The sequence below is a fragment of the Rhodococcus shunpengi genome (assembly GCF_048381395.1).
Lineage (GTDB): Bacteria > Actinomycetota > Actinomycetes > Mycobacteriales > Mycobacteriaceae > Rhodococcus.
Genome location: NZ_JBLWIU010000035.1, coordinates 1 through 19309, shown reverse-complemented (window position 1 = coordinate 19309; position 19309 = coordinate 1). Strand labels below are relative to the sequence as shown.

Sequence of the window (19309 nt, the reverse complement as noted above, 5' to 3'; positions counted from 1 at the left end):
CCGACCAGCACCGAAAGGACCCCATCATGCTCGATCCGTACGAGCTCACCGTGCACACCCTGACTCTGCGCCAACTCGGTTCCGCCGAAGATCTCAGTGACATCAACGGTCTTGCGGTCGACGACGTCGAAGCGGCACTGGAGAAGGCCGTCGTCGAAGGTACCGTCATGGCCGCGCGCGGAAACAATATGATCACCCCTGCGGGCCGTGAATTCCTCGACACCGTGTACCCGCGCACGTTCGCTGCGCTGCGGGCCGACCCGGCTGTCACAGCAGCGATGGATGCCTTCGAAACGGGCGTGAACAAACAGATTCTCGCACTGACCACCGACTGGCAGACCATCGAGATCGACGGCGATCGGGTGCCCAACGACCACGGCGACCAAGACTATGATTCCAAGATCATCACCAAGCTCGGCCGGGTGCACGAGAAGACCTACAAGGTCCTACGCCCGCTGGCCGACGCGGACCCTCTCGTCGATCGATTCCTCGACCGGATCGGCGACGCTCTCGTCCGCGCGGAAGGCGGCGAAACCGACTACGTCAGCGGGGTACGGGTCGACTCGGTGCACACCGTGTGGTTCCAGATGCACGAGCACATTCTTCGGCTGACCGGAAGGGAACGTCCGGAATGAGTACCACAACGAGTTTGCAGTGGCTGGTCGTACCGGACGAGGTCGCAACCGAACCGAGCCGGGATCTGGTGGGTGGAAAAGCATGGAGCCTGTGGCGCATGCGGTCCCTTGGACTGCGGGTTCCTCCTGCCTTCGTCGTCACCACCGAGGCCTGCACGGCGTATTTCGCCGGTGGTCACATGCCCGAGGGTCTCGACGAGGAGCTGGTCGCGGGAATCCGTTTCCTGGAACAAAAACTGGGCCGTACTTTCGGTGGTAGCGAACGCCCGTTGCTTGTCTCGGTGCGATCGGGTGCTGCCATCAGCATGCCCGGCATGATGGACACGATCCTCGACCTGGGATGCAACGACACCGTCGAGGCCGCCCTGGCCGCCGAGAGCGGCGATCCGGATTTCGCGGCCGAAGTGCACCGCCGATTCACAGGGTTCTACGGCCGACTGGTGCTGGGATGCACCGAAGACCTCGACGACTTGCCTGACACCATCGCCGTCCGTGCGGCCATCGCCGAGGATGTCGACGCGACCGTACCGGCAGACCCGTGGGAACAACTCCGCGCCGCTGTGGCCGCGGTGTTCGAGTCGAGTCGCTCGCGACGTGCGCTGGCCTACCGCAAGCACTACGGCATTCCCGACGACCTCGGAACGGCGGTCACCATCCAGGCGATGGTCTTCGGCAATCTCGACGACGACTCCGGTACCGGGGTGCTTTTCACCCGTAACCCCGTCGACGGCACCCGAGAGCCCTACGGTGAGTATCTGGCCAAAGGGCAGGGTGAGGACGTGGTCTCCGGCCGGATCACGCCGGAACCGTTGTCCTACCTCGCGGCTCGCTGGCCTTCGGTGCACGCCGAACTTCTCGAGGCTGCGGAGTGTCTCGATCGCGAGGGCCGCGATGCGCAGGACATCGAGTTCACCGTCCAGAGCGGCGAGCTGTTTCTGCTCCAGTCGCGTCCGGCGAAGCGGACCGCCCGAGCAGCGGTGCGCATCGCGGTCGAACTCGTCGACGAAGGCGTCCTCGAACCGGACGAAGCGCTGTCGCGAGTGACCGCCGATCAGATCCGGACCCTGTTGCGGCCCGAGATCGCTGCCGGGGCCGCTGACGACACCGACGTGCTTGTCAGTGGTGTGCCTGCCAGCCCCGGAGTGGCAACGGGACTGGTGGTCGACACCCCGGAAGCTGCGCAAGCCACGCCCGGTTCCATCCTGGTTCGCAAGTCGACCAGTCCCGACGACGTGCACGGGATGATCGCCGCGTCTGCGGTGATTACCGAGCAGGGCGGGTCGACCTCGCATGCGGCGGTCGTCAGTCGGGCGTTGGACACACCGTGCGTCGTTGGATGTGGCGCCGGCACGGTCACGGCTCTGGTGGGCCGTACCGTCACGGTCGACGCGACGACCGGTCGCGTCTACGCCGGTGAGCTGCCGACCTCGGCCGTGGATGAAAGTGAGGAAGACGATCTGCGCCGCCTCACCGAATGGGCCGAACGCGCCGCACCGCTGACGGTGAGCACGACTGCCGTGCTCGAGCCGGTCTTCGACGCGGATGCCACGGCTATCGACGATCTCGGCGAGAAGCTGCCCGACATCCCTGCCGGCACCAAATCTGTTCGCGGAGGAATTTTCTGCGCCCCCGACGGTGTGCGCGCTGCCATGGACGCAGGCGTCGAGGAGATCGTCACCGCTCACCGGCTTCCGGTGCTACTCGCTGCCGTCGCACACCACAGGAGAATCTCATGACCACACCGGAGCGTGTCACCTACCGCGACGTGCGGGAGATTCTGCGTACCTTCCGCGACTCCGGCTGGGCCGCGATGACGCTGGAAATGGACGGAATGCGCATCACCGTCGGCAAGGACGGTCCGCCGACGGCCCCGGCACGAGCTGTTGCCGATGTACCGACACCGGCCCGGCAGGTCGCGTCGGCGACCGTCCCTGCGGTGACGCACACACCGCCGACCAGCACAGCCGATAGTACGAACGCCGCCGATACGGCGCCTGGCGTGGATGTCCCAGTCCCGGTACCGGCGGCGTCGGCGGACACCAGCGGGTGCATCGAGATCACGTCACCGACCGTCGGTGCGTTCTGGGTGGCGCCGAGCCCGGGTGAACCGCCGTTCGTGCAGGTCGGGCAGAAGGTCGAGGCCGGCGAGCAACTCGCGATCGTCGAAGTGATGAAGCTGATGAATCCGGTCGTTGCGCCGCAGAGCGGCGAGATCGTACAGATCTGCGCCAAGAACGCCGATCTTGTCGAGTTCGACCAGGTGCTGTTCTTGATCAGGCCGACCGATGACTAGCCCTTCGAATCTGGCAACCACGGTGTCCGAAGGCTTCCCCCTGCGGCGCGTGCTGGTCGCCAATCGCGGTGAAATTGCAGTTCGTGTCATCAAGGCGTGCCGCGACCTCGGTATCGAAACGGTGGCTGTCACCTCGACGGTGGACAGAGCCGGTCTCGCGGCCCGGATGGCGGATCGAGCGGTATGCATCGGTCCGCCGCCCGCCGGCGACAGTTACCTGTCCATTCCTGCGGTGCTCACCGCCGCACTCGGAACCGGTTGTGATGCGGTACATCCAGGCTACGGATTTCTCTCCGAGAATCCCGAGTTCGCTGCGGCGTGTGTTGCCGAAGGGCTGGTGTTCGTCGGTCCTCGCCCCGATGCGGTGGCCGAGGCGGGGGACAAGGCACGGGCGCGGGAGTTGGCGCGTTCGGCGGGGATACCGGTGCTGTCGGGATCGCCTGTGCTCGACTCGACCGAGGCTGCAGTCGCGGCAGCCGCCGAGCTGGGTTACCCGGTCCTGGTCAAAGCCGCGGCCGGCGGCGGTGGACGCGGCATGTCCGTCGTCGAGAACGAGGCCGAACTTCGCGCACGGTGGTCGTCGGCCGCCGCCGAAGCACAGTCGGCGTTCGGTGACGGCCGCACCTATATCGAACGGTTCATTCGCAATGCCCGACACATCGAGGTGCAGGTCCTCGGCGACAAGCATGGCTCGGTGATCCATCTCGGTGAACGCGACTGCACGCTCCAGCGCCGTCACCAGAAGGTGGTCGAAGAGTCGCCGGCACCGAACCTGCCGGAGAAGGTGCGGCAGGATATTCGGTGCAGCGGCGTCGCCTTCGCCCAGGCACTGGGTCTCGACAGCGCCGGCACCGTGGAGTTCATCTATGACTCCGACACCGAGGAATTCGCGTTCCTCGAATTCAACGCCCGGATCCAGGTCGAGCACCCCGTCACCGAGATGGTCACCGGCGTGGACCTGGTCGTCGAACAACTGTGCTCGGCGGCGGGTATTCCGCTGCGGTTCGCCCAGGACGACATTCACATCGTCGGGCACGCTGTCGAGGTCAGAATCACCACCGAGGATCCGGCACGTGGATTCCTTCCCAATCCCGGCACGGTCACCCGATGGGAACCGCCGAGGGGGGAGGGGATCCGCGTCGACAGCCACTGCGAAGCCGGCTATGTCGTTACTCCCTACTACGACTCCCTCCTGGCCAAGATCGTCGCGCACGGCCCGGACCGAGACACGGCCGCGGACCGTATGGTCGCTGCACTGGGAGATCTGGGAGTCTCCGGCGTCCCCACGACCGCAGGATTCGCACGGGTAGCGCTCGACCATCCGGACTTTCGGGCGGGAACTGTGACCACCGACTGGATCGCCGCTCGGGGCCTACCCCACTACTTGGAGAAGATCTCATGAGCTATCTGGACTGCGCCCCGCGCAATGCCGACGGCAGCCGCCGCACCATCGACATCGTGGACCAGACCTTGCGCGATGGTCCGCAGAGTTGGTGGGGCATGCGCCTGCGCAAAGACATGGGCTTACCCATGGCAGCGGAACTGGACCGCACGGGCTTTCACACCATCGATCTCGTCGGAAGCTCCATCTTCGAGGTGCTGGTGCGGCACTGTAAGGAGGATCCCTGGGATCAACTGATCTCACTGTCGGAGGCCATGCCGAGAACCACGGTGCGGGCCGGCACTCGAAGCAACGGCATCGTGACCTTCGGGCTCACGGCAGACAGTGTGATGGATCTGTGGGTGCAGCGGTTATGTGCACATGGCATCGGCAGCTTCTGGATCTACGACGGACTGTTCAACATGGACAAGATCGGTCGGCTGGTCAAGACGGTGCAGGCCGAAGGTGCCCAGGCCATTCCGTGCATCCTCTATGCGGACACGCCCTATCACACCGACGAGTACTACGCTGCTCGCACTCGTGAGCTCGTCGCCACCGGCGCGGACGGAATCGAGCTCGAGGACGCTGCCGGTCTGCTCACTCCAGAACGCACGCGGTCGTTGATCGCGGCGATCAAGGGCGCAGCCGGTGATCTGCCCGTGGAGATCCATTTTCACAGCAACAATGCGATGGCACCGGTGAACTATCTCGAGGGTGTGCTCGCCGGCGCCGACCGTGTCCACACCGCCAGTCGTCCACTGGCCGCTGGCGTGTCTTTGCCCTCCACCGAGAACACGGTGGCGAATCTGCGCTATGCCGGGTTCGACGTCGATCTCGATGACTCTTACTTCGCTGCCGTCGAGGAGCACTTGCTTCGCGTGGCCGATTACGAGGAGTTGCCGGTCGGTCAGCCCGCGGAGTACTCCTTGTTCCAGTATCGGCACCAGCTGCCGGGCGGGATGGCCGGTACGTTCAAGGCGCAGCTGCGTGATCGTGGCATGGAGGACCGTTTCGAAGAGGTACTCGACGAAATGTCGGTGGTACGCGAGGAACTGGGCTATCCCGTGATGGCGACGCCGTTCTCGCAGCTGGTCGGCACGCAGGCGGTACTCAACGTGGTGACCGGATCGCGCTACTCGGTCGTGCCGGATGAGGTGATGATCTACGCTAACGGCTTCTATGGTAAGCCCGTCGCTCCTCTCGATCCCAATGTCCTCGACAAGATCATGAGCTCGCCCAAGGCGAAGAGCTACGAGAACTGGGAGCCCCCACAGCCCAGCCTTGCAGACCTGCGTGCGAAGTTCGGCGGCTCGATCAGTGACGACGAGCTGATTCTGCGGCTTCTGGTGCCGGAAAACGATATCGACGTCATGCGCGCGACCCCTCGACGTCAACGTGACTTCTCCCCGACGAGCAGGCAGACGCGGTACATCCAGGAACTGGTCGAGACCGCGGTCGGTGCCTACTTGCACATCGAAGCCGACGACTTCTCGCTGACCTTGGAAGGGGACCACTGATGAGCGAGCTCGGCGTGGGTCGACCCACCAAGCGGCGGGCCGGTTCGGCGGTCGGCGGTCTTCCGGTGGCCGACCCGCGGCCGACCTTCGACGGCGAAGTCGTGCTCGGCACGCGGTGCACCGAATGCCGATATCCGACTGCCCAGCAAGGACTGCCGTGGTGTCCGGTGTGCTACGCGGCCATGGACGATGCACGTTTCGCTCGGACCGGAAAAGTCTGGTCGTCCACGGTGGTTGCCATCCCGGTCGGCACGCATCGACCTCCGTTCGGTTTGGCCTATCTCGACCTCGACGATGGTCCCCGGGTGCTCGTCCATCTCGCGGAGCCTGCCGTGCTCGAACTCGGCGCTCGTCTCGAGATCACCGGGACAGACGACGGCAACCTTGTTGCGTCCAGAAAGGTGCAGTGATGGAACAGGCGATGCTGTGGGGTGTGGGAACCTCCGCCTATGGCCGGTTCCCGGACCGGAGGGTGGAGTCGCTGGCCTGGACGGCAGTGGCCGAGGCGGTCCGGGATGCGGGTATCGAGCCGGGGCAGATCGATGCGATCATCGTCGGCTCGGTGTTCGGTCCGCCGGGGGTGGCCACCCGGGTCCAGCGAGGGCTCGGAATCCCCTCCGTTCCGATGTGGACGGTCGAAAATGCCTGTGCCAGTGGAACGAGCGCCTACCACGAGGCAGTCGAAGCGGTACGTCTGGGTAGGTTCGGTTGCGTACTGGTACTCGGCGTGGACCAGATGTCGACCCTCTTCTCCGGCGCGATCGTCCCCGAGGCCACCGATCCCGAGGGGGCGTCGTCGTTACCGCTGCCCGGCCTGTACGCACTGCAGGCACAACGGTATGTGGGGGAGTTCGGCGTTACCCCCGAGCAGCTCGCGGCCGTCGCGGTGAAGAACAAACGCAACGGCATGGACAACCCGCGTGCCCAATTGCGGGACGCAGTACCGACCGTGCAGGAGGTGCTGGACTCCCGCATGATCGCGGAACCTTTGACCTTCCTGCAGTGCTGCCCCACGAGCGATGGTGCGGGCGCTGCGATCGTCGGGGGCGAACGAGGCAACCCGAACGACCTGCGTATCGAATCCTCCGTCCTGGTCTCCGGTGCGTTGTGGGATCACCGCAGCGAGGAGGTGTGGGGGTACGCGAGCGTGGCACGCGCCGCCGAGAAGGCATTCGCAGAAGCCGGCCGCACTGCTCAGGAGATCGATGTACTCGAAGTGCACGATGCCTTCACGATCGGCGAGATCATCACCTTGGAGGCTTTGGGCCTTGCGCCGCGCGGTAAGGGTGCCGAACTTGCCCCCTCCGGGCACACCACGCGTGATGGGGTCCAGCCGGTCAATCCGAGCGGGGGGTTGTTGTCGCGTGGGCACCCCCTCGGCGCCACCGGCATGGCACAGATCGCTGAGATCTCGTGGCAGCTGCGTGGACGTGCCGGCGCTCGACAGGTCGCGCGGCATCGGGTCGGTCTGGTGGAGACCATGGGGGGAGGGGCGGCCGGAATGGACGGCAATGCCTGCGTGATCACGATCCTGTCGACCCAGTCATGACGTCCTTATATGCGGGACTGCTGGGGTTTCGGGACCTGGGCGGTTTGCGGACGAACGACGGTGGACGCGTTCGACATGGCGTGCTCTACCGCAGTGGAACCCCGCAATTTTTGGACCTGCACACAGCCCGCGAGTTGATCTCTGCGACCGGGATACAAGCGACGATCGATCTACGCCTGCCTCATGAGGTCGCGGTGGAAGGTCGAGGTCCGCTCGACGAGTTGCGTGTGGCCCATCTTCCGAACCCGTTCAGTATTCCTGACACAGTCGCGTCGGACTCGGCTGTGGCCCCTATGGTCGGCGACGATCCTCTTGTCACGAGATATCTCTCGTACCTGGAGGCCGACGCAGCTGGGGCGGTGGCGGTGCTGTCCCGGTTGCTCGAGCCGGCTACGCTGCCGGTGCTGGTGCACTGCACTGTCGGCAAGGACCGAACCGGAGTGGCGATCGCGCTGGTGCTTTCTGCCATCGGCGTGCGGCGTGGAGACATCGTCGCCGATTACGCGGCTGCTACCGACGACGTGGTTGCGTCGATGCGCAGATTGCGTGAGATGGCCTCGTACGGTCCTGCGGCGGATCTATACCCGCCGGAAGCGTGGACTGCGCCGCCGGACGCGATGGAACGCTTTCTCGACCGTGTCGATCGAGAACACGGCGGAGTGTCGGCGCTACTTCAGCGTCATAGGATCGGGCCCGATGCGGTCGAAAGGTTGTCGAAGCTTCTCGTTGCCTATGACATCGCCGAAACGGAGGAAGACGATGCAGGTGAATGAAAGTCGAGTTGTTGCCGCTGACCCGGCGACGGTATGGAAGATCGGTGGCGACACCGCGAATGTCGCGGATTGGATTCCCGCGCTGGAAAGCTCGTATCAGCGTGGAGATATGCGGTACACGACGTTGGCCGGTGGTGGTGAAGCCGTCGAACGGATCGTCGAGCACGATGATCAGCAGAGGCGTTACGTGTACGACTATGTCTCGGGTCCCTTGCCTCTCGAGGTGTACCGGTCGGTCTTCGCTGTGGTCGATCATCCCGATGGTGCACGGATCACCTGGGACGCAGATTTCAGGGGTACTTCCGCTGAGGAGGACGCTGCGCTGGCCCAGGCGATCTCGGAGATCTATCGTGCGGCACTGGACGAACTGGAGAACCGCGTCGTTCGCGACCGGGTATGAGCGATTCCTGGAGACGATGATCCCTTCGGCCGAGCACGGTCGAAGGGATCATCGTTTCCGCAAGCGTGATGACGCTATGTTCCGGGCTCGTCACGACGCCGGCTCGCCATCTTCCTGGTATGTGTCCACGAGACGGTTCCGTTTCTCGTACGCCATGTCGAGGGCAAGGCTTTCAAGTTCTGCCACGATATGGAGGATCGAATGCGCCGGATATCCGAGGTTCTTACCGGACTGGGGGTTGCGGGTCATTGCCTTCCTCGCTGTCGTCATGCCGTGTCGCCTGGTCGGAAGCGGAGATGCCGTGCAAGCGAAACTAATCGAAGTTGCACGTAATCGAGTCGATCAACTCGACGAGTGTGCTGATTCTATCTGCGGTAAGCGAATCTCTCACGAAGATTCTGGTGAAAAACCGTGTGGGAGCGGGTGCTTGCAAGCGATACACAGCTCTGTGGGCTACGGATTGGTGGCCTGGGTGTATCACCCGCGGGTGTTCGGCATTGTGGGTGTGATGTCCTGTGCCACTGATGCCACTGACACATCTTGACCGTGACGTCCGGGTAGCGGAGGGGTAGGTGTCCCCGTCGCGCTGAGTGACGTTGTGCAGGCCAGATGTCGTTACTGCTGTGGCTGCGTACGCGGGTGTCGCGGTCCCGTAGGCGACCACGTAGTTGCCCCGCTGTCGAGACATGAGTGGCGAGTCATTGTGCTTCCAGTCATATGCAGGTACTCGTCGTACCCACATGGAAGGAATCCTCGGATGACACTCACCGCGCCTGTTCTCTCGACCTACCAGCAGCGTGCTCGCGGAGCGGAGTATCTCGATCGTGCCCGTGAAGTAGCCAAGGTCATCGACGCCGAAGCAAACGCTATCGAAGCCGGAGCGACGATCACGCGGCCCGTCTACGACGCGCTGGCCGAGGCAGGCTTGTTCTGGATCCTGGTACCGGAGGAGTACGGTGGCGCCGGCCTCGACATCGTCAGCGCCTTCAAGGTTATTCAGGAGCTCACGCGCGCCGACGGCTCCACCGGGTGGGCGTTCATGGCCAACTCGTGCAGCACCGGTGTTGCAGTCGGTTACACGAATCCCGAGGGTGCTCGCGAGATGTTCGCCGGAGTCGACAAGGGCATCACCGCGGGAATGATCGTCCCTACGGGCAAGGGAGTCCGCGTCGAGGGTGGCTATCGCGTCACGGGCCGCTTTCAGTTCGCCAGCGGTTCGGCGCATGCCTCCTGGATCGGTGCCGGTTTCGTCGTCCACGACGACCAGGGCAATCCCATCGTCGATGCGAACGGTCAGCCCGAGGCTCGCATCGCGTGGATTCCCAAGGAGAAGGTCGAGTTCCTCGGCAACTGGAGTGTCATGGGCATGGTCGGCACCGGTTCGTACGACTATCAGGTGAGCGACGAGTTCGTGCCGGAGCGGTTCACCATGGATACCTTCTCGACCGTTCCCGTCCGTCCCGAGGCGGTCTACCAGCTCGGGCTCCTGGGCATCGGTGTCGGTGGCCACGCGCCGGTGGCGCTGGGGCTCGCTGAGCGCGCCCTGGAGGAGATCGCGCGCATCGTGTCGGGCAAGGTGCGCCCGGGATACGACGGTTTCGTTGGTGACTCCGATGTCTTCCGGATCGAATTCGCGCGTCACGAAGCGCTGTTCAAGGCTGCGTGTGCGTACGTCTACGAGGTGTTCGGGGACGCGGAGGACACGGCGGCGGCAGGACTGCCCATCTCGGACGAGCAGCACGCGCGGCTGCGGCAGGCTGCGACCTGGGTGCAGGAGGTCGCCGGCGATGTCGTGATGTTTGCGCATCGTTGGGCCGGTAGCGCGACGGTGCGTACCCCGAGCGTTCTCGGGCGGTGTGTGCGTGATGCTGCGGTCGCCACTCAGCACGCCCTGATCGACCGCATGACGTTGAGGGACGCCGCCGGGGCGATCCTGCCCGGCTACCAGCAGAGCTGATCGGCTCTCTGCCACGGGTGTTCGCCCGGGTCGTGATGGCGACCCGGGCGACCGGGGCTGTTCAGGTCGAGAAGAGTGCTCGGGGTACTTCGGTTCGTCGGGACAGGCACAGCTTGCGTAACAGGTGCTCCACATGTCCTTCAATTGTCCGAGGTGAGAGCACCAGCTTCTCGGCGATCTGCTTGTTCGTCAGGCCCTGCGCAACCAGATCGGCGACCTCGCGTTCACGAGGTGAGAGAAGCTCGAGTTGAGAGGTGTCGGCGTTCGTGGTGGCGCGGGTGAACAGACCTCGGTCCGGGACCGGATGCTCGTCGCCGGTGCAGTCCTCGTCGAAGATGTAGGCGAGCAGTTCGGGTGCGGTCATGGCCTGTCCTCGGGCCCATGCGGCGTCGAACGCGGATGTCCCGATGTGGCGTCGTGCCGTATGGACTGCGCGTTCGCGCAACGTATTCCAGTGGTCGGCACCGTAGAGTTGCTGGCCGATCGAACCCCACATGGACGAGGCGGCGCCCAGGACGACGGCGGCACGTGCACCGTGGCCCTGCGCGGCGAGTGCCCATCCGAGCAGGTCGGCCATCACGGTCTTACCGATAGGGTCGGCGAACTCTCGCTGATATCGAAGTGCTTCGAGGGCGCGCTGGACAGCGGTGTCGGGGGCGTTCTCGAGCAGTGCGACGTGGCCGAGTCCGTAGGTCGCGTAGGAGTGGAACCACAGCTCGCCGATTTCGTCGGTCTTGGTGAACACTCGGTTGAACGCCTCCGCGGCGCTGGAGACGTCCTGTGTGGAGCAGAGCAGCATGCCGCGGTGGATCTGCAGCATCGATACCAATTCCGGCTCGGAGCCGTACAACTGGTAACCGCGTTCTGCTTCGTCGAGGTATGCCATTCCGGAGTCGGGCCGGCCGGCGAAGAAGTCCCGTAGTCCGGTGATGTGCACTGCGAACGACCGGGTAACCGGATCTTCGCGGTCGCCGGCGAGCTCACGGGCTCTGCGTAGGGTGAAGTCGGCGGCGTCTCGGTCGCCTTGCAGTGTTTGAACCAATGCGAGCACGGTCAGGATGCGTCCTCGTGCGGTCCTCGAGACTCCGGGCAATTCGAGCGCCTGCGTCAACCACATGCGGTGTTCGCGTACGGAGATTCCGCATGCCCACAGGAATCTCGAGGCTCCCAGGGTGTCCGCGGCCCGTTGCACGAGTGCGGGGTCGGCGGGGTCGTTCGTTACCGAATGCAGCGCCGCGCGGATGTTTCCGCGGTTGATCGACACCGCGGTTGCTCTCGCCAACTGTTCGGGGCCGTACCAGGACGCTGTTGATTCTTCGATGATGTGTGCGCAGTACTCGAGCAGGTTCGTGTTCATGTGGCGGCGTTCCGGGACGGTCAGTTTTCCCCATCCGTACTCTCGTATCGATTCGAGCAGTCGGAAGCGGACACCGTCCTGCGATGTCTCACGCACAACCACGGACTTGGCGACGAGTGCTGCGGCTGCTTCCATGATTTCGTCCTCGGACAGGACGTTGTCGGAGCACACGGCTACTGCTGCGGCGAGGTCGAAACTGTCTGCGAAGACGGAGGCTCTGCACCACAGGGTGCGTTCGGTTTCCGAGCACAGTTCGTAGCTCCAGTCGATGGTGGCCTGCAGGCTGCGATGGCGTGGTGTGCGTCCGCGTGCGGAGACGGTGAGCATCGACAGGCGCCGATCCAGTCGTTCGGCCAAGTCTTCGACGGAAAGGACGTTGAGGCGGGTGCACGCCAGTTCGATGGCCAGGGGGAGTCCGTCGAGTCGCTGACAGATCCGTCTGACGGCCTCGACATTCGAATCGCTGAGTTCGAATCCCGAGAGCGCCGACTCGGCGCGGCTTGCGAACAGTTCGACGGCTCCCGAGCCTGTCCCTGCGTGCGTCGGCAGGGGAGGGAGATGGAAAACGTACTCCCCGGGAATGGCGAGGTATTCACGTGACGTGGTGAGGATCCGAAGGTTGCTGGTTTCCTCGATCAGACGGCTCGCGAGGGCGGCGACTCCTTCGACGAGATGTTCGCAGTTGTCGAGGATCAGGAGCATCCTCCGATTGCGTAAGTACTCGACGAGGATGTCGTCGGCAGAGCTTTCCGGACCGTCGCGGGTTTCGAGTCCGAGTCGATCGGCGATCGCCTGACTCAGCAGGTTTTCGCTTCGCAGAGAAGCGAATTCGACGAAGCGTACACCGTCGGGAAATGCCCGTCGGTATTCTTCCGCGGCGCGTACGGAGAGTCGGGTCTTTCCGATTCCTCCGGGCCCGACCACAGACACCAATCGGTGGTCCCCGAGAAGCCGACGGACTTCACGCAGCTCGTGGTGTCGCCCGACGAAACTGGTGGGCTGCTGGGGAAGGCCGGTCCCGATCGAAGGATGCTCGAACGCGGGAGTGGTCATCTCGGTCTTGATCTGGTTCACCTTGCGTACGAGAAGCGTGCGGGAGTGGTTCCACTCGATACATCTGCCGAGCTCTGCGATGGAGATGTCCGGAGTCCGCTGGAGGAGGTCGCGGATGCGTGCATCCGCGTCATCGGCTACCGAGCCCTTCAACCTTCGGTGGTCGTGCGGCGGTTCTGGCATGGCAAGGGCCCGGCGCACCGTGTTCCGGGAGATACCCAAGCGCTGGGCAATGCCCTTGATTGATTCACCTTCACCCCGGCATCGATGGATTTCGGACCATTCGTCGGCGTTCACCGCACCTCCTATGAGACCCACATCACTTTGCTGGGGGAAGGCGATACGCCGCAAGAAGGGGGGTCAAGATGTGTCAATCACGACTTTATAGGAGGTGGCCGCCACCCAATTCCCCCGAACAAAAAGCCCATGAACAGCAAAAACTGCGATCGCGACGGTGGGATCACCACCCCCGTAGCCGGTCACGTGGTCGGACGGTTACCGGATGCCGCCGCCCTTGCGAAGGTGGTGTGGACCACATCCCATTGACGGAGGTACACCAATGACCCAGCAGAACGCCGACGCACTCACCAAGGCCTTCGCCGCAGCCGACCAGGGTGATCCCGCACCCCTCCTGGACCTGTACGACGACACGATGACGTGGGCCGGATTCACATTCGACGGCTCGCAGCGGGTCTACACCAAGGCGGAGTTCCTGGAGGGACTCGGCGTGCTCGCCAAGCTCGACGCCTCGGCAAACGAAGTGCTCAGCTGCGACGTGATCGACGACGAGCTCGTGGTGGCCAAGATCCGGGCATACCGCAAACTCGGGAATCACGAACTGGATATCACCATGGTCATGGGCCACCGGTTCGTCGACGGCAAGGTCGTGCGCGGCAACGATCTCGTGCCGTCCTCGTTCGAAGCGTTCTGGTCCGCCACCGGACTCGCCGGCTAACGGGTGATGGCGATGAGCATCGCACAGCACCGCACGCGCACCACGGCTCTCGACGCCGCCGTCGAGGCACTACAGACCGGTAGCCCGGTGCTGGCACTCGACGATCTGAACGGCACCGGCATCGACATGATGATCCTGGCCGACCGGGCTTCGACATCCATCGTGGCCGAAATGATCCGTGAAGGAAGCGGATTCATCTGCGTCACCGTGAGCTTGTCCGATGCTCATCGCCTGTGCCTCCCGCCGATGACCTGGGACACAGGTACGTCATACAGCGGACCGATGTGCGTGGCAGTCGACGCCGCGGAAGGCGTAGCGACCGGCATCTCCGCACGAGACCGTGCGGTCACGCTCCGCACCCTGGGCGATCGGCGATCGACTCCCGCGTCGTTCACCCGACCGGGTCATGTCATCCCTGTCCTGGCAACGGACGACAACACCCCCAGCAGACCGCGCATGATCGCGGAGGCCGGGTACCTCTGTACCGCGACGGCGCCGGAAGCACCGGGCTGTCCGGTGGCATTCACCTCCCTGGTCTCGCGCATCGATCCGCGTCGAGAGGCCGGCATCGACGAAGCCCGGCACTGGGACCTGCCCACGATTCGTTACTCGGAACTGTGGGCATCGATCATCAGCAGTCATTCCGCCGTTGCCTGAACGGCATCACCCACCGCACTCGACGTCACGGGGAGACCGACCGTCCATGAGTATCTCCAACTCGACCACCTACGCCGAAGACGAACTGCGGGTCGACTTCAAAGAGGCAATGGCGCACATGTGCGCACCGGTTACCGTCGTCACGACGATGGACGGCGATCGCCCGCACGGCACGACCGTCAGCGCCGTGATGTCCCTATCGTTCGAACCACTGTTGATCGCAGTAGCGATGGCAACGACATCGGAAAGCCTGTCCGCCATCACACGCGCCGGCACCTTCGGAATCAACGTCCTCGGAGCGCAGCAACACGCCCTCGCCGCACGCTTCGCCACCAAGGGCGACGACAAGTTCACGGGAACACTCTGGCATCAGCACGATTCGATACCGCGACTCGACGAGACCGCGATCTGGCTCTCCTGCCAGGTCGACCAGATCCTCCCGGGCGGCGATCACGCCATCGTCGTCGGAGCCGTCACCGGCGTCGACACCGACCCGACCGCCGCACCACTGACCTACCACGGTCGCCGGTTCGGAACACACACTCCGCACTAGCACGTGCTGCAGTATCACCGTGCTGCTGAAAAGGATCCGACATTGAGTCTTCCGCCTGTTCTCCACGACCGGCTTCGTCTGCCCGTGGTCGCCTCCCCCTTGTTCATCGCTTCCAACCCCGATCTGGTCGTTGCACAATGCACCGCCGGAGTCATCGGCTCGTTCCCCTCGCTCAATGCGCGACCTCAGCCGACGTTGCGTGAGTGGCTCACCGACATCACCGGGAGGCTGGCGAAACACGACGCGAACAATCCGGAGGCACCGTCCGCTCCGTACGCGGTCAACCTAATCGTGCACAAGTCCAACGCTCGGCTCGAGGAGGACCTCGACACCATCGTCGAGTTCGAAGTTCCGATCGTGATCACCTCGCTCGGTGCCCGCATCGACGTCAACGACGCCGTCCACTCGTACGGCGGCATCGTCCTGCACGACGTCATCGACAACACCTTCGCCCGCAAGGCTGTCGCCAAGGGCGCCGACGGTCTGATCGCTGTCGCTGCCGGAGCCGGTGGCCACGCGGGGATACAATCCCCATTCGCGTTGATCCAGGAGATACGTGCGTGGTTCGACGGCCCGCTGTTGCTGTCCGGAGCCATCGCTCACGGTCGCGCCGTCCTCGCAGCGCAGGCTGCCGGAGCCGACCTCGCTTACATAGGTTCCGCCTTCATCGCCAGTGCCGAAGCCAATGCCGACCCCAGGTACAAGCAGATGATTGTCGACTCGACCGCCGGCGACATCGTCTACTCGAACCGGTTCACCGGTGTTCACGGCAACTACCTGCGAGGAAGCATCGAAGCAGCCGGGCTTGATCTCGACGCCCTCACCGGCTCCCGGCCCACTGTGCCGAACTTTGGGATCAACGAAGACTCGGAGCCGGAAACCAAGCCGCAGCCGAAGCCATGGCGCGATATCTGGGGCGCAGGTCAGGGCATCGGTGCTGTCGACGACGTACTGCCGGCTGCAACGATCATCGAACGCCTCAGCGCCGAATATGCGCAGGCAAGAGCTGCGTTGCTGTGACAGCCGGTCTCGTTCGGCCGCTTCGAGGCTGCGGTCAGTCATCCGCCAGGGATGCACCACAGGTTCACCGTCACACAGCGCCTGCTATCGCACAGTTCGAAACCACGCCGTAGCCGACTTCGATCACCGAGTCGAGCACCGTGCGCGATTCGGGAAGCAGGCGCGAAGTACATCGGGAGACGATCGGTCGGGAAGCGTCAGGCCAGTGGAGCCGCGATGTCGGTTTCCCAGGTCACAGGATTCGTGCTGAGGAGTCACTATCGCCCGGTGATCCGGCTCGACGGATCGCATCAGGGAGGCGATCCCATTTAGCAGGAGGTGGCGGCGCACGTCGCCTCCGGGGATTACCGACAAGGACATCGTCGCTGCGCTGGTTCGTTCGCCGCACCCGGTCGGGGACACGTCGAACACCTTCTGGAGAAGTTGGCATGAGCAGGCGTGACGCGATCGCCGAGGCGCTTGTGCGGAGCGGGGCACACCGAGCTGGTTCCGGGTGCCCCGCTCCTCGCGGGGTCCGCTGATCAGACTTTGTTGAGCGCGCCCGCGTCGACGGGCATTGCGATGCCGGTGACGTAGCGTGCCGCATCCGAAGCTAGCCACACCACGGCGTTGCTGACATCCACCGGTTCGATCCAGGGAGTTGGCAGCACGTTCATCGCTGTCTCGCACGCTTCACGAAAATCCTCATGTGTGGGCGTTTCGAGGTCGGGACGGAACAGACGGTACATGTCCACGTTGTCGATCATGTCCGTCAGCACAGAGGTGGGATGGATGGAGTTGCATCGAATCCGATGGGTGCCCAGCTCATTGGCGGCAGTTCGGGCGAGACCGGTGACGCCGTGCTTCGCAGCGACGTAGTGGGCGAAATTGGGGAAACCCTGCAACCCGCCGGTGGAACTGATCAGGACGATCGACCCGCCCTCACCCTGCTCGATCAGGACGGGAACCGTCGCGCGCATCGTCTTCCAGACGCCCGACAGATTGATATCGATCATTTCGTCCCATTGCTCTTCGGTCAGCTCATGCAACGGAGCGGACGAGAAGATACCGGCGTTCGCCACCACGGTGTCGAGACGCCCGAGCTTTGCGACACCCTCGGCGACCACGTCCTGGAGCCGATTCAGTGACCGCACGTCGGCGACCGCGACGTGGGCACGCCGCCCGAACTTTTCGATGTGCCTGGCCGTTTCCTGGAGTTCGTCCTCCGTCGCGCCGCGGTACTTTGTCGTTGCCGGCGTGGCGCAGATGTCGACGATGATGACGTCGGCGCCTTCCTCCGCGAGCCGGATGGCGTGCGAGCGCCCTTGCCCGCGTGCTGCTCCCGTTACCAGCGCGACCTTGCCTTCAAGCTGTCCCATCAAGGGTCCTTCCGTGGTAATTACGGTTGTGAATGGACGGGGTGTCTCAACAAGCTGTCTTCTCGTCGACGCGCAGGATCGGGGTGGTGTCGACGAGGGAGGATTCGACCGACCGGTGTGTGCTGCGTTGCCATGGTGGCGTCGCCACGCACGGGCCGAGCGCACCCAGCGGTGAGGTGGGCGCAGCGCGTCGGTGCGTCAGAACAGATACTGATCGGTCGATGGCTTGCGTCATGAAAATGACCTTCCTGGTGTGCAACTCGCTTGTCGTCCCTCGCGCGTTTCGACGGGGGACGAGAACGCGGTATGCCGTGGATCACAATGGTCGGTCCGCGAGTTGCGCACAGGCGGGTGACTACGTGGTCCGCTACGTGGTCACCCATTCGGGTAGTTGCACGAACCCATGGCCACGGGCATCAAGGGTGGTATCGCAGACCGGCGGCTCGTAAGGGGCGGTCACGCAACTGCGCGGAGGCTCGCTCTGTGTCCACGGCGCGATCGCGGCAGGGTCGGTGTCGTGCGGGTCCCGATCGATTGTGATCGGGTGCTCTGTCAAGTCGTCCACTGAGTGGACGAACCGGATCGTCGGATCTTTCCAGGCGATCAGATTTCAGCACACCACTTTTACCGCTTGCTCGGGACGAGACGTACTGGTGTACTGACGCCGGGCACCGCTAATCGTTCATTGGGTGGACGAGGATGCTCGAAGCCGGCCCGCTGGGCCCTGCTGTCTGTTGTGCTGGGGACGGTATCGGTGGTTGGCGTGCCTGTAGGTGACATCGAGCCCCCGTGCGCGGTGGACGAAGAGTTGGATGACGACATAACTAGGGAAATATCAATGACTGCAACTGTTTCGGTGATTATCGCTGGTGCTCGCACCCCGATGGGGCGTCTGCAGGGTTCGCTCAAGGATTTCTCCGGATCGGATCTCGGTGGCGTGGCGATCTCCGGTGCACTCGAACGCGCCGGTGTGGCTGCGGAGCAGGTCGAATACGTCATCATGGGCCAGGTTCTCACCGCCGGCGCCGGCCAGATCCCGGCCCGTCAGGCGGCCGTGGCTGCCGGCATCCCGATGGACGTGCCGGCACTGACGATCAACAAGGTGTGTCTGTCGGGCATCAACGCGATCGCGATGGCCGACCAGCTGATCCGCGCCGGCGAGTTCGACGTCGTCGTCGCCGGCGGCCAGGAGTCGATGAGCCAGGCCCCGCACATGCTCGAAAAGTCCCGCGCCGGCTTCAAGTACGGCGATGTGACCCTGCGCGACCACATGGCCTACGACGGTCTGCACGACATCTTCACCGACCAGGCGATGGGCAACCTCACCGAGTCGGCCAACTCGGGCGAGCGCTTCGTCTCCCGCGCCGAGCAGGACGCCTTCGCCGCCGCCTCGCACCAGCGGGCTGCCCGCGCCTGGAAGGACGGCCTGTTCGACGACGAGGTCGTGCCGGTGTCGATCAAGCAGCGCAAGGGCGACCCGATCGTCTTCGCCGCCGACGAGGGCATCCGCCCGGAGACCACCGCCGAGTCGCTCGGATCGCTGCGTGCGGCGTTTGCGAAGGACGGCACCGTCACCGCCGGTTCGGCCTCGCAGATCTCCGACGGTGCCGCCGCGGTCGTCGTGATGAGCAAGGCCAAGGCCACCGAGCTCGGCCTGAGCTGGATCGCCGAGATCGGCCGCCACGGTGTCGTCGCGGGACCGGACTCGGCCCTGCAGTCGCAGCCGGCACGGGCGATCGCCCGGGCCTGCGAGCGTGAGGGCCTCGACCCGACCGAGCTCGACCTCGTCGAGATCAACGAGGCGTTCGCCGCCGTCGGCATCGTCTCTGCCCGCGAGCTGGGCATCGATCC

The 19309-nt window shown here is 64.3% G+C and carries 19 protein-coding genes; 16 read left to right on the top strand and 3 right to left on the bottom strand.

All coding sequences use genetic code 11. From position 1 onward, the window contains the following. Positions 1-26 precede the first annotated feature (26 nt). Genes ACNJ7K_RS23965 through ACNJ7K_RS23925 form a run of 9 tightly spaced genes read left to right on the top strand, consistent with a single transcriptional unit; the run spans position 27 to position 8548 of the window. Positions 27-635, top strand: a complete 609-nt coding sequence (locus tag ACNJ7K_RS23965; RefSeq protein ID WP_138998916.1) for a hypothetical protein — start codon at positions 27-29, stop codon at positions 633-635. Then, on the top strand, positions 632-2371 hold the full coding sequence (locus tag ACNJ7K_RS23960) for a pyruvate, phosphate dikinase (protein ID WP_138998915.1): 1740 nt from the start codon (positions 632-634) through the stop codon (positions 2369-2371). Before ACNJ7K_RS23965 ends, ACNJ7K_RS23960 begins: the two co-directional genes overlap by 4 nt. Next, complete coding sequence (locus ACNJ7K_RS23955) at positions 2368-2928, top strand: acetyl-CoA carboxylase biotin carboxyl carrier protein (protein WP_138998914.1); 561 nt, start codon at positions 2368-2370, stop codon at positions 2926-2928. Before ACNJ7K_RS23960 ends, ACNJ7K_RS23955 begins: the two co-directional genes overlap by 4 nt. After that, positions 2921-4330 carry an acetyl-CoA carboxylase biotin carboxylase subunit gene (locus ACNJ7K_RS23950; RefSeq protein WP_138998913.1) on the top strand — a complete coding sequence of 470 codons (1410 nt, stop codon included), beginning with the start codon at positions 2921-2923 and terminating at the stop codon, positions 4328-4330. The genes ACNJ7K_RS23955 and ACNJ7K_RS23950 overlap by 8 nt, the downstream gene beginning before the upstream one ends. Then, the gene (locus ACNJ7K_RS23945) at positions 4327-5826 is read left to right on the top strand and encodes a carboxyltransferase (RefSeq protein WP_138998912.1); all 1500 of its coding nucleotides are present in this window, start codon (positions 4327-4329) and stop codon (positions 5824-5826) included. Before ACNJ7K_RS23950 ends, ACNJ7K_RS23945 begins: the two co-directional genes overlap by 4 nt. Further along, positions 5826-6236 (top strand): Zn-ribbon domain-containing OB-fold protein, encoded by a 411-nt coding sequence (locus ACNJ7K_RS23940; protein ID WP_138998911.1) that lies wholly within the window; start codon positions 5826-5828, stop codon positions 6234-6236. The genes ACNJ7K_RS23945 and ACNJ7K_RS23940 overlap by 1 nt, the downstream gene beginning before the upstream one ends. After that, positions 6236-7375: a thiolase family protein gene (locus tag ACNJ7K_RS23935; protein ID WP_138998910.1), complete on the top strand. Its 1140-nt coding sequence runs from the start codon at positions 6236-6238 to the stop codon at positions 7373-7375. The genes ACNJ7K_RS23940 and ACNJ7K_RS23935 overlap by 1 nt, the downstream gene beginning before the upstream one ends. Further along, positions 7372-8148, top strand: a complete 777-nt coding sequence (locus ACNJ7K_RS23930; RefSeq protein ID WP_138998909.1) for a tyrosine-protein phosphatase — start codon at positions 7372-7374, stop codon at positions 8146-8148. Before ACNJ7K_RS23935 ends, ACNJ7K_RS23930 begins: the two co-directional genes overlap by 4 nt. Beyond that, on the top strand, positions 8135-8548 hold the full coding sequence (locus ACNJ7K_RS23925; RefSeq protein WP_171061651.1) for an SRPBCC family protein: 414 nt from the start codon (positions 8135-8137) through the stop codon (positions 8546-8548). Before ACNJ7K_RS23930 ends, ACNJ7K_RS23925 begins: the two co-directional genes overlap by 14 nt. Before the next feature lie 90 nt (positions 8549-8638). Here ACNJ7K_RS23925 and ACNJ7K_RS23920 read toward each other — a convergent pair whose 3' ends face one another. Next, entirely contained in the window at positions 8639-8797 is a 159-nt protein-coding gene (locus tag ACNJ7K_RS23920; protein ID WP_171061650.1) for a hypothetical protein, read from the bottom strand. Positions 8798-9305: 508 nt separating this feature from the next. Between ACNJ7K_RS23920 and ACNJ7K_RS23915 the strand changes: the two genes are divergently transcribed. Next, positions 9306-10505, top strand: a complete 1200-nt coding sequence (locus tag ACNJ7K_RS23915) for an acyl-CoA dehydrogenase family protein (RefSeq protein ID WP_138998907.1) — start codon at positions 9306-9308, stop codon at positions 10503-10505. 61 nt (positions 10506-10566) lie between these two features. Here ACNJ7K_RS23915 and ACNJ7K_RS23910 read toward each other — a convergent pair whose 3' ends face one another. After that, entirely contained in the window at positions 10567-12915 is a 2349-nt protein-coding gene (locus ACNJ7K_RS23910) for a LuxR C-terminal-related transcriptional regulator (RefSeq protein WP_487042331.1), read from the bottom strand. Between ACNJ7K_RS23910 and ACNJ7K_RS23905 the strand changes: the two genes are divergently transcribed. The 5 genes from ACNJ7K_RS23905 (at position 12799) to ACNJ7K_RS23885 (ending at position 16100) form a co-directional block, all read left to right on the top strand. Next, positions 12799-13161 (top strand): hypothetical protein, encoded by a 363-nt coding sequence (locus tag ACNJ7K_RS23905; protein ID WP_240794971.1) that lies wholly within the window; start codon positions 12799-12801, stop codon positions 13159-13161. The genes ACNJ7K_RS23910 and ACNJ7K_RS23905 overlap by 117 nt on opposite strands. 313 nt (positions 13162-13474) lie before the next feature. After that, positions 13475-13870, top strand: coding sequence for a nuclear transport factor 2-like protein (locus ACNJ7K_RS23900; protein ID WP_138998905.1), 396 nt, complete (start codon positions 13475-13477; stop codon positions 13868-13870). A gap of 12 nt (positions 13871-13882) precedes the next feature. After that, positions 13883-14527 carry a 3,4-dihydroxy-2-butanone-4-phosphate synthase gene (locus ACNJ7K_RS23895; protein ID WP_240794961.1) on the top strand — a complete coding sequence of 215 codons (645 nt, stop codon included), beginning with the start codon at positions 13883-13885 and terminating at the stop codon, positions 14525-14527. 46 nt (positions 14528-14573) lie between these two features. Continuing rightward, positions 14574-15080: a flavin reductase family protein gene (locus ACNJ7K_RS23890; protein WP_240794960.1), complete on the top strand. Its 507-nt coding sequence runs from the start codon at positions 14574-14576 to the stop codon at positions 15078-15080. Between the two features lie 42 nt (positions 15081-15122). Continuing rightward, positions 15123-16100 carry an NAD(P)H-dependent flavin oxidoreductase gene (locus ACNJ7K_RS23885; RefSeq protein ID WP_138998903.1) on the top strand — a complete coding sequence of 326 codons (978 nt, stop codon included), beginning with the start codon at positions 15123-15125 and terminating at the stop codon, positions 16098-16100. Between the two features lie 521 nt (positions 16101-16621). Here ACNJ7K_RS23885 and ACNJ7K_RS23880 read toward each other — a convergent pair. Then, entirely contained in the window at positions 16622-17458 is an 837-nt protein-coding gene (locus ACNJ7K_RS23880) for a mycofactocin-coupled SDR family oxidoreductase (RefSeq protein WP_138998902.1), read from the bottom strand. An 838-nt stretch (positions 17459-18296) separates the two neighbouring features. Between ACNJ7K_RS23880 and ACNJ7K_RS23875 the strand changes: the two genes are divergently transcribed. After that, positions 18297-19309 (top strand): acetyl-CoA C-acetyltransferase (locus ACNJ7K_RS23875; protein ID WP_487042298.1); only part of this gene is annotated, 1013 nt, incomplete at its 3' end.

Excerpts from the sequence above, each read along its gene's own strand:
- ACNJ7K_RS23950 (WP_138998913.1), top strand. The coding sequence starts at position 2,921 with ATGACTAGCCCTTCGAATCTGGCAACCACGGTGTCCGAAGGCTTCCCC.
- ACNJ7K_RS23890 (WP_240794960.1), top strand. The coding sequence starts at position 14,574 with ATGAGTATCTCCAACTCGACCACCTACGCCGAAGACGAACTGCGGGTC.
- ACNJ7K_RS23915 (WP_138998907.1), top strand. The coding sequence starts at position 9,306 with ATGACACTCACCGCGCCTGTTCTCTCGACCTACCAGCAGCGTGCTCGC.
- ACNJ7K_RS23900 (WP_138998905.1), top strand. The coding sequence starts at position 13,475 with ATGACCCAGCAGAACGCCGACGCACTCACCAAGGCCTTCGCCGCAGCC.
- ACNJ7K_RS23920 (WP_171061650.1), bottom strand. The coding sequence starts at position 8,797 with ATGACCCGCAACCCCCAGTCCGGTAAGAACCTCGGATATCCGGCGCAT.
- ACNJ7K_RS23930 (WP_138998909.1), top strand. The coding sequence starts at position 7,372 with ATGACGTCCTTATATGCGGGACTGCTGGGGTTTCGGGACCTGGGCGGT.
- ACNJ7K_RS23880 (WP_138998902.1), bottom strand. The coding sequence starts at position 17,458 with ATGGGACAGCTTGAAGGCAAGGTCGCGCTGGTAACGGGAGCAGCACGC.
- ACNJ7K_RS23925 (WP_171061651.1), top strand. The coding sequence starts at position 8,135 with ATGCAGGTGAATGAAAGTCGAGTTGTTGCCGCTGACCCGGCGACGGTA.
- ACNJ7K_RS23935 (WP_138998910.1), top strand. The coding sequence starts at position 6,236 with ATGGAACAGGCGATGCTGTGGGGTGTGGGAACCTCCGCCTATGGCCGG.
- ACNJ7K_RS23960 (WP_138998915.1), top strand. The coding sequence starts at position 632 with ATGAGTACCACAACGAGTTTGCAGTGGCTGGTCGTACCGGACGAGGTC.
- ACNJ7K_RS23895 (WP_240794961.1), top strand. The coding sequence starts at position 13,883 with ATGAGCATCGCACAGCACCGCACGCGCACCACGGCTCTCGACGCCGCC.
- ACNJ7K_RS23910 (WP_487042331.1), bottom strand. The coding sequence starts at position 12,915 with ATGACCACTCCCGCGTTCGAGCATCCTTCGATCGGGACCGGCCTTCCC.
- ACNJ7K_RS23940 (WP_138998911.1), top strand. The coding sequence starts at position 5,826 with ATGAGCGAGCTCGGCGTGGGTCGACCCACCAAGCGGCGGGCCGGTTCG.
- ACNJ7K_RS23965 (WP_138998916.1), top strand. The coding sequence starts at position 27 with ATGCTCGATCCGTACGAGCTCACCGTGCACACCCTGACTCTGCGCCAA.
- ACNJ7K_RS23945 (WP_138998912.1), top strand. The coding sequence starts at position 4,327 with ATGAGCTATCTGGACTGCGCCCCGCGCAATGCCGACGGCAGCCGCCGC.
- ACNJ7K_RS23955 (WP_138998914.1), top strand. The coding sequence starts at position 2,368 with ATGACCACACCGGAGCGTGTCACCTACCGCGACGTGCGGGAGATTCTG.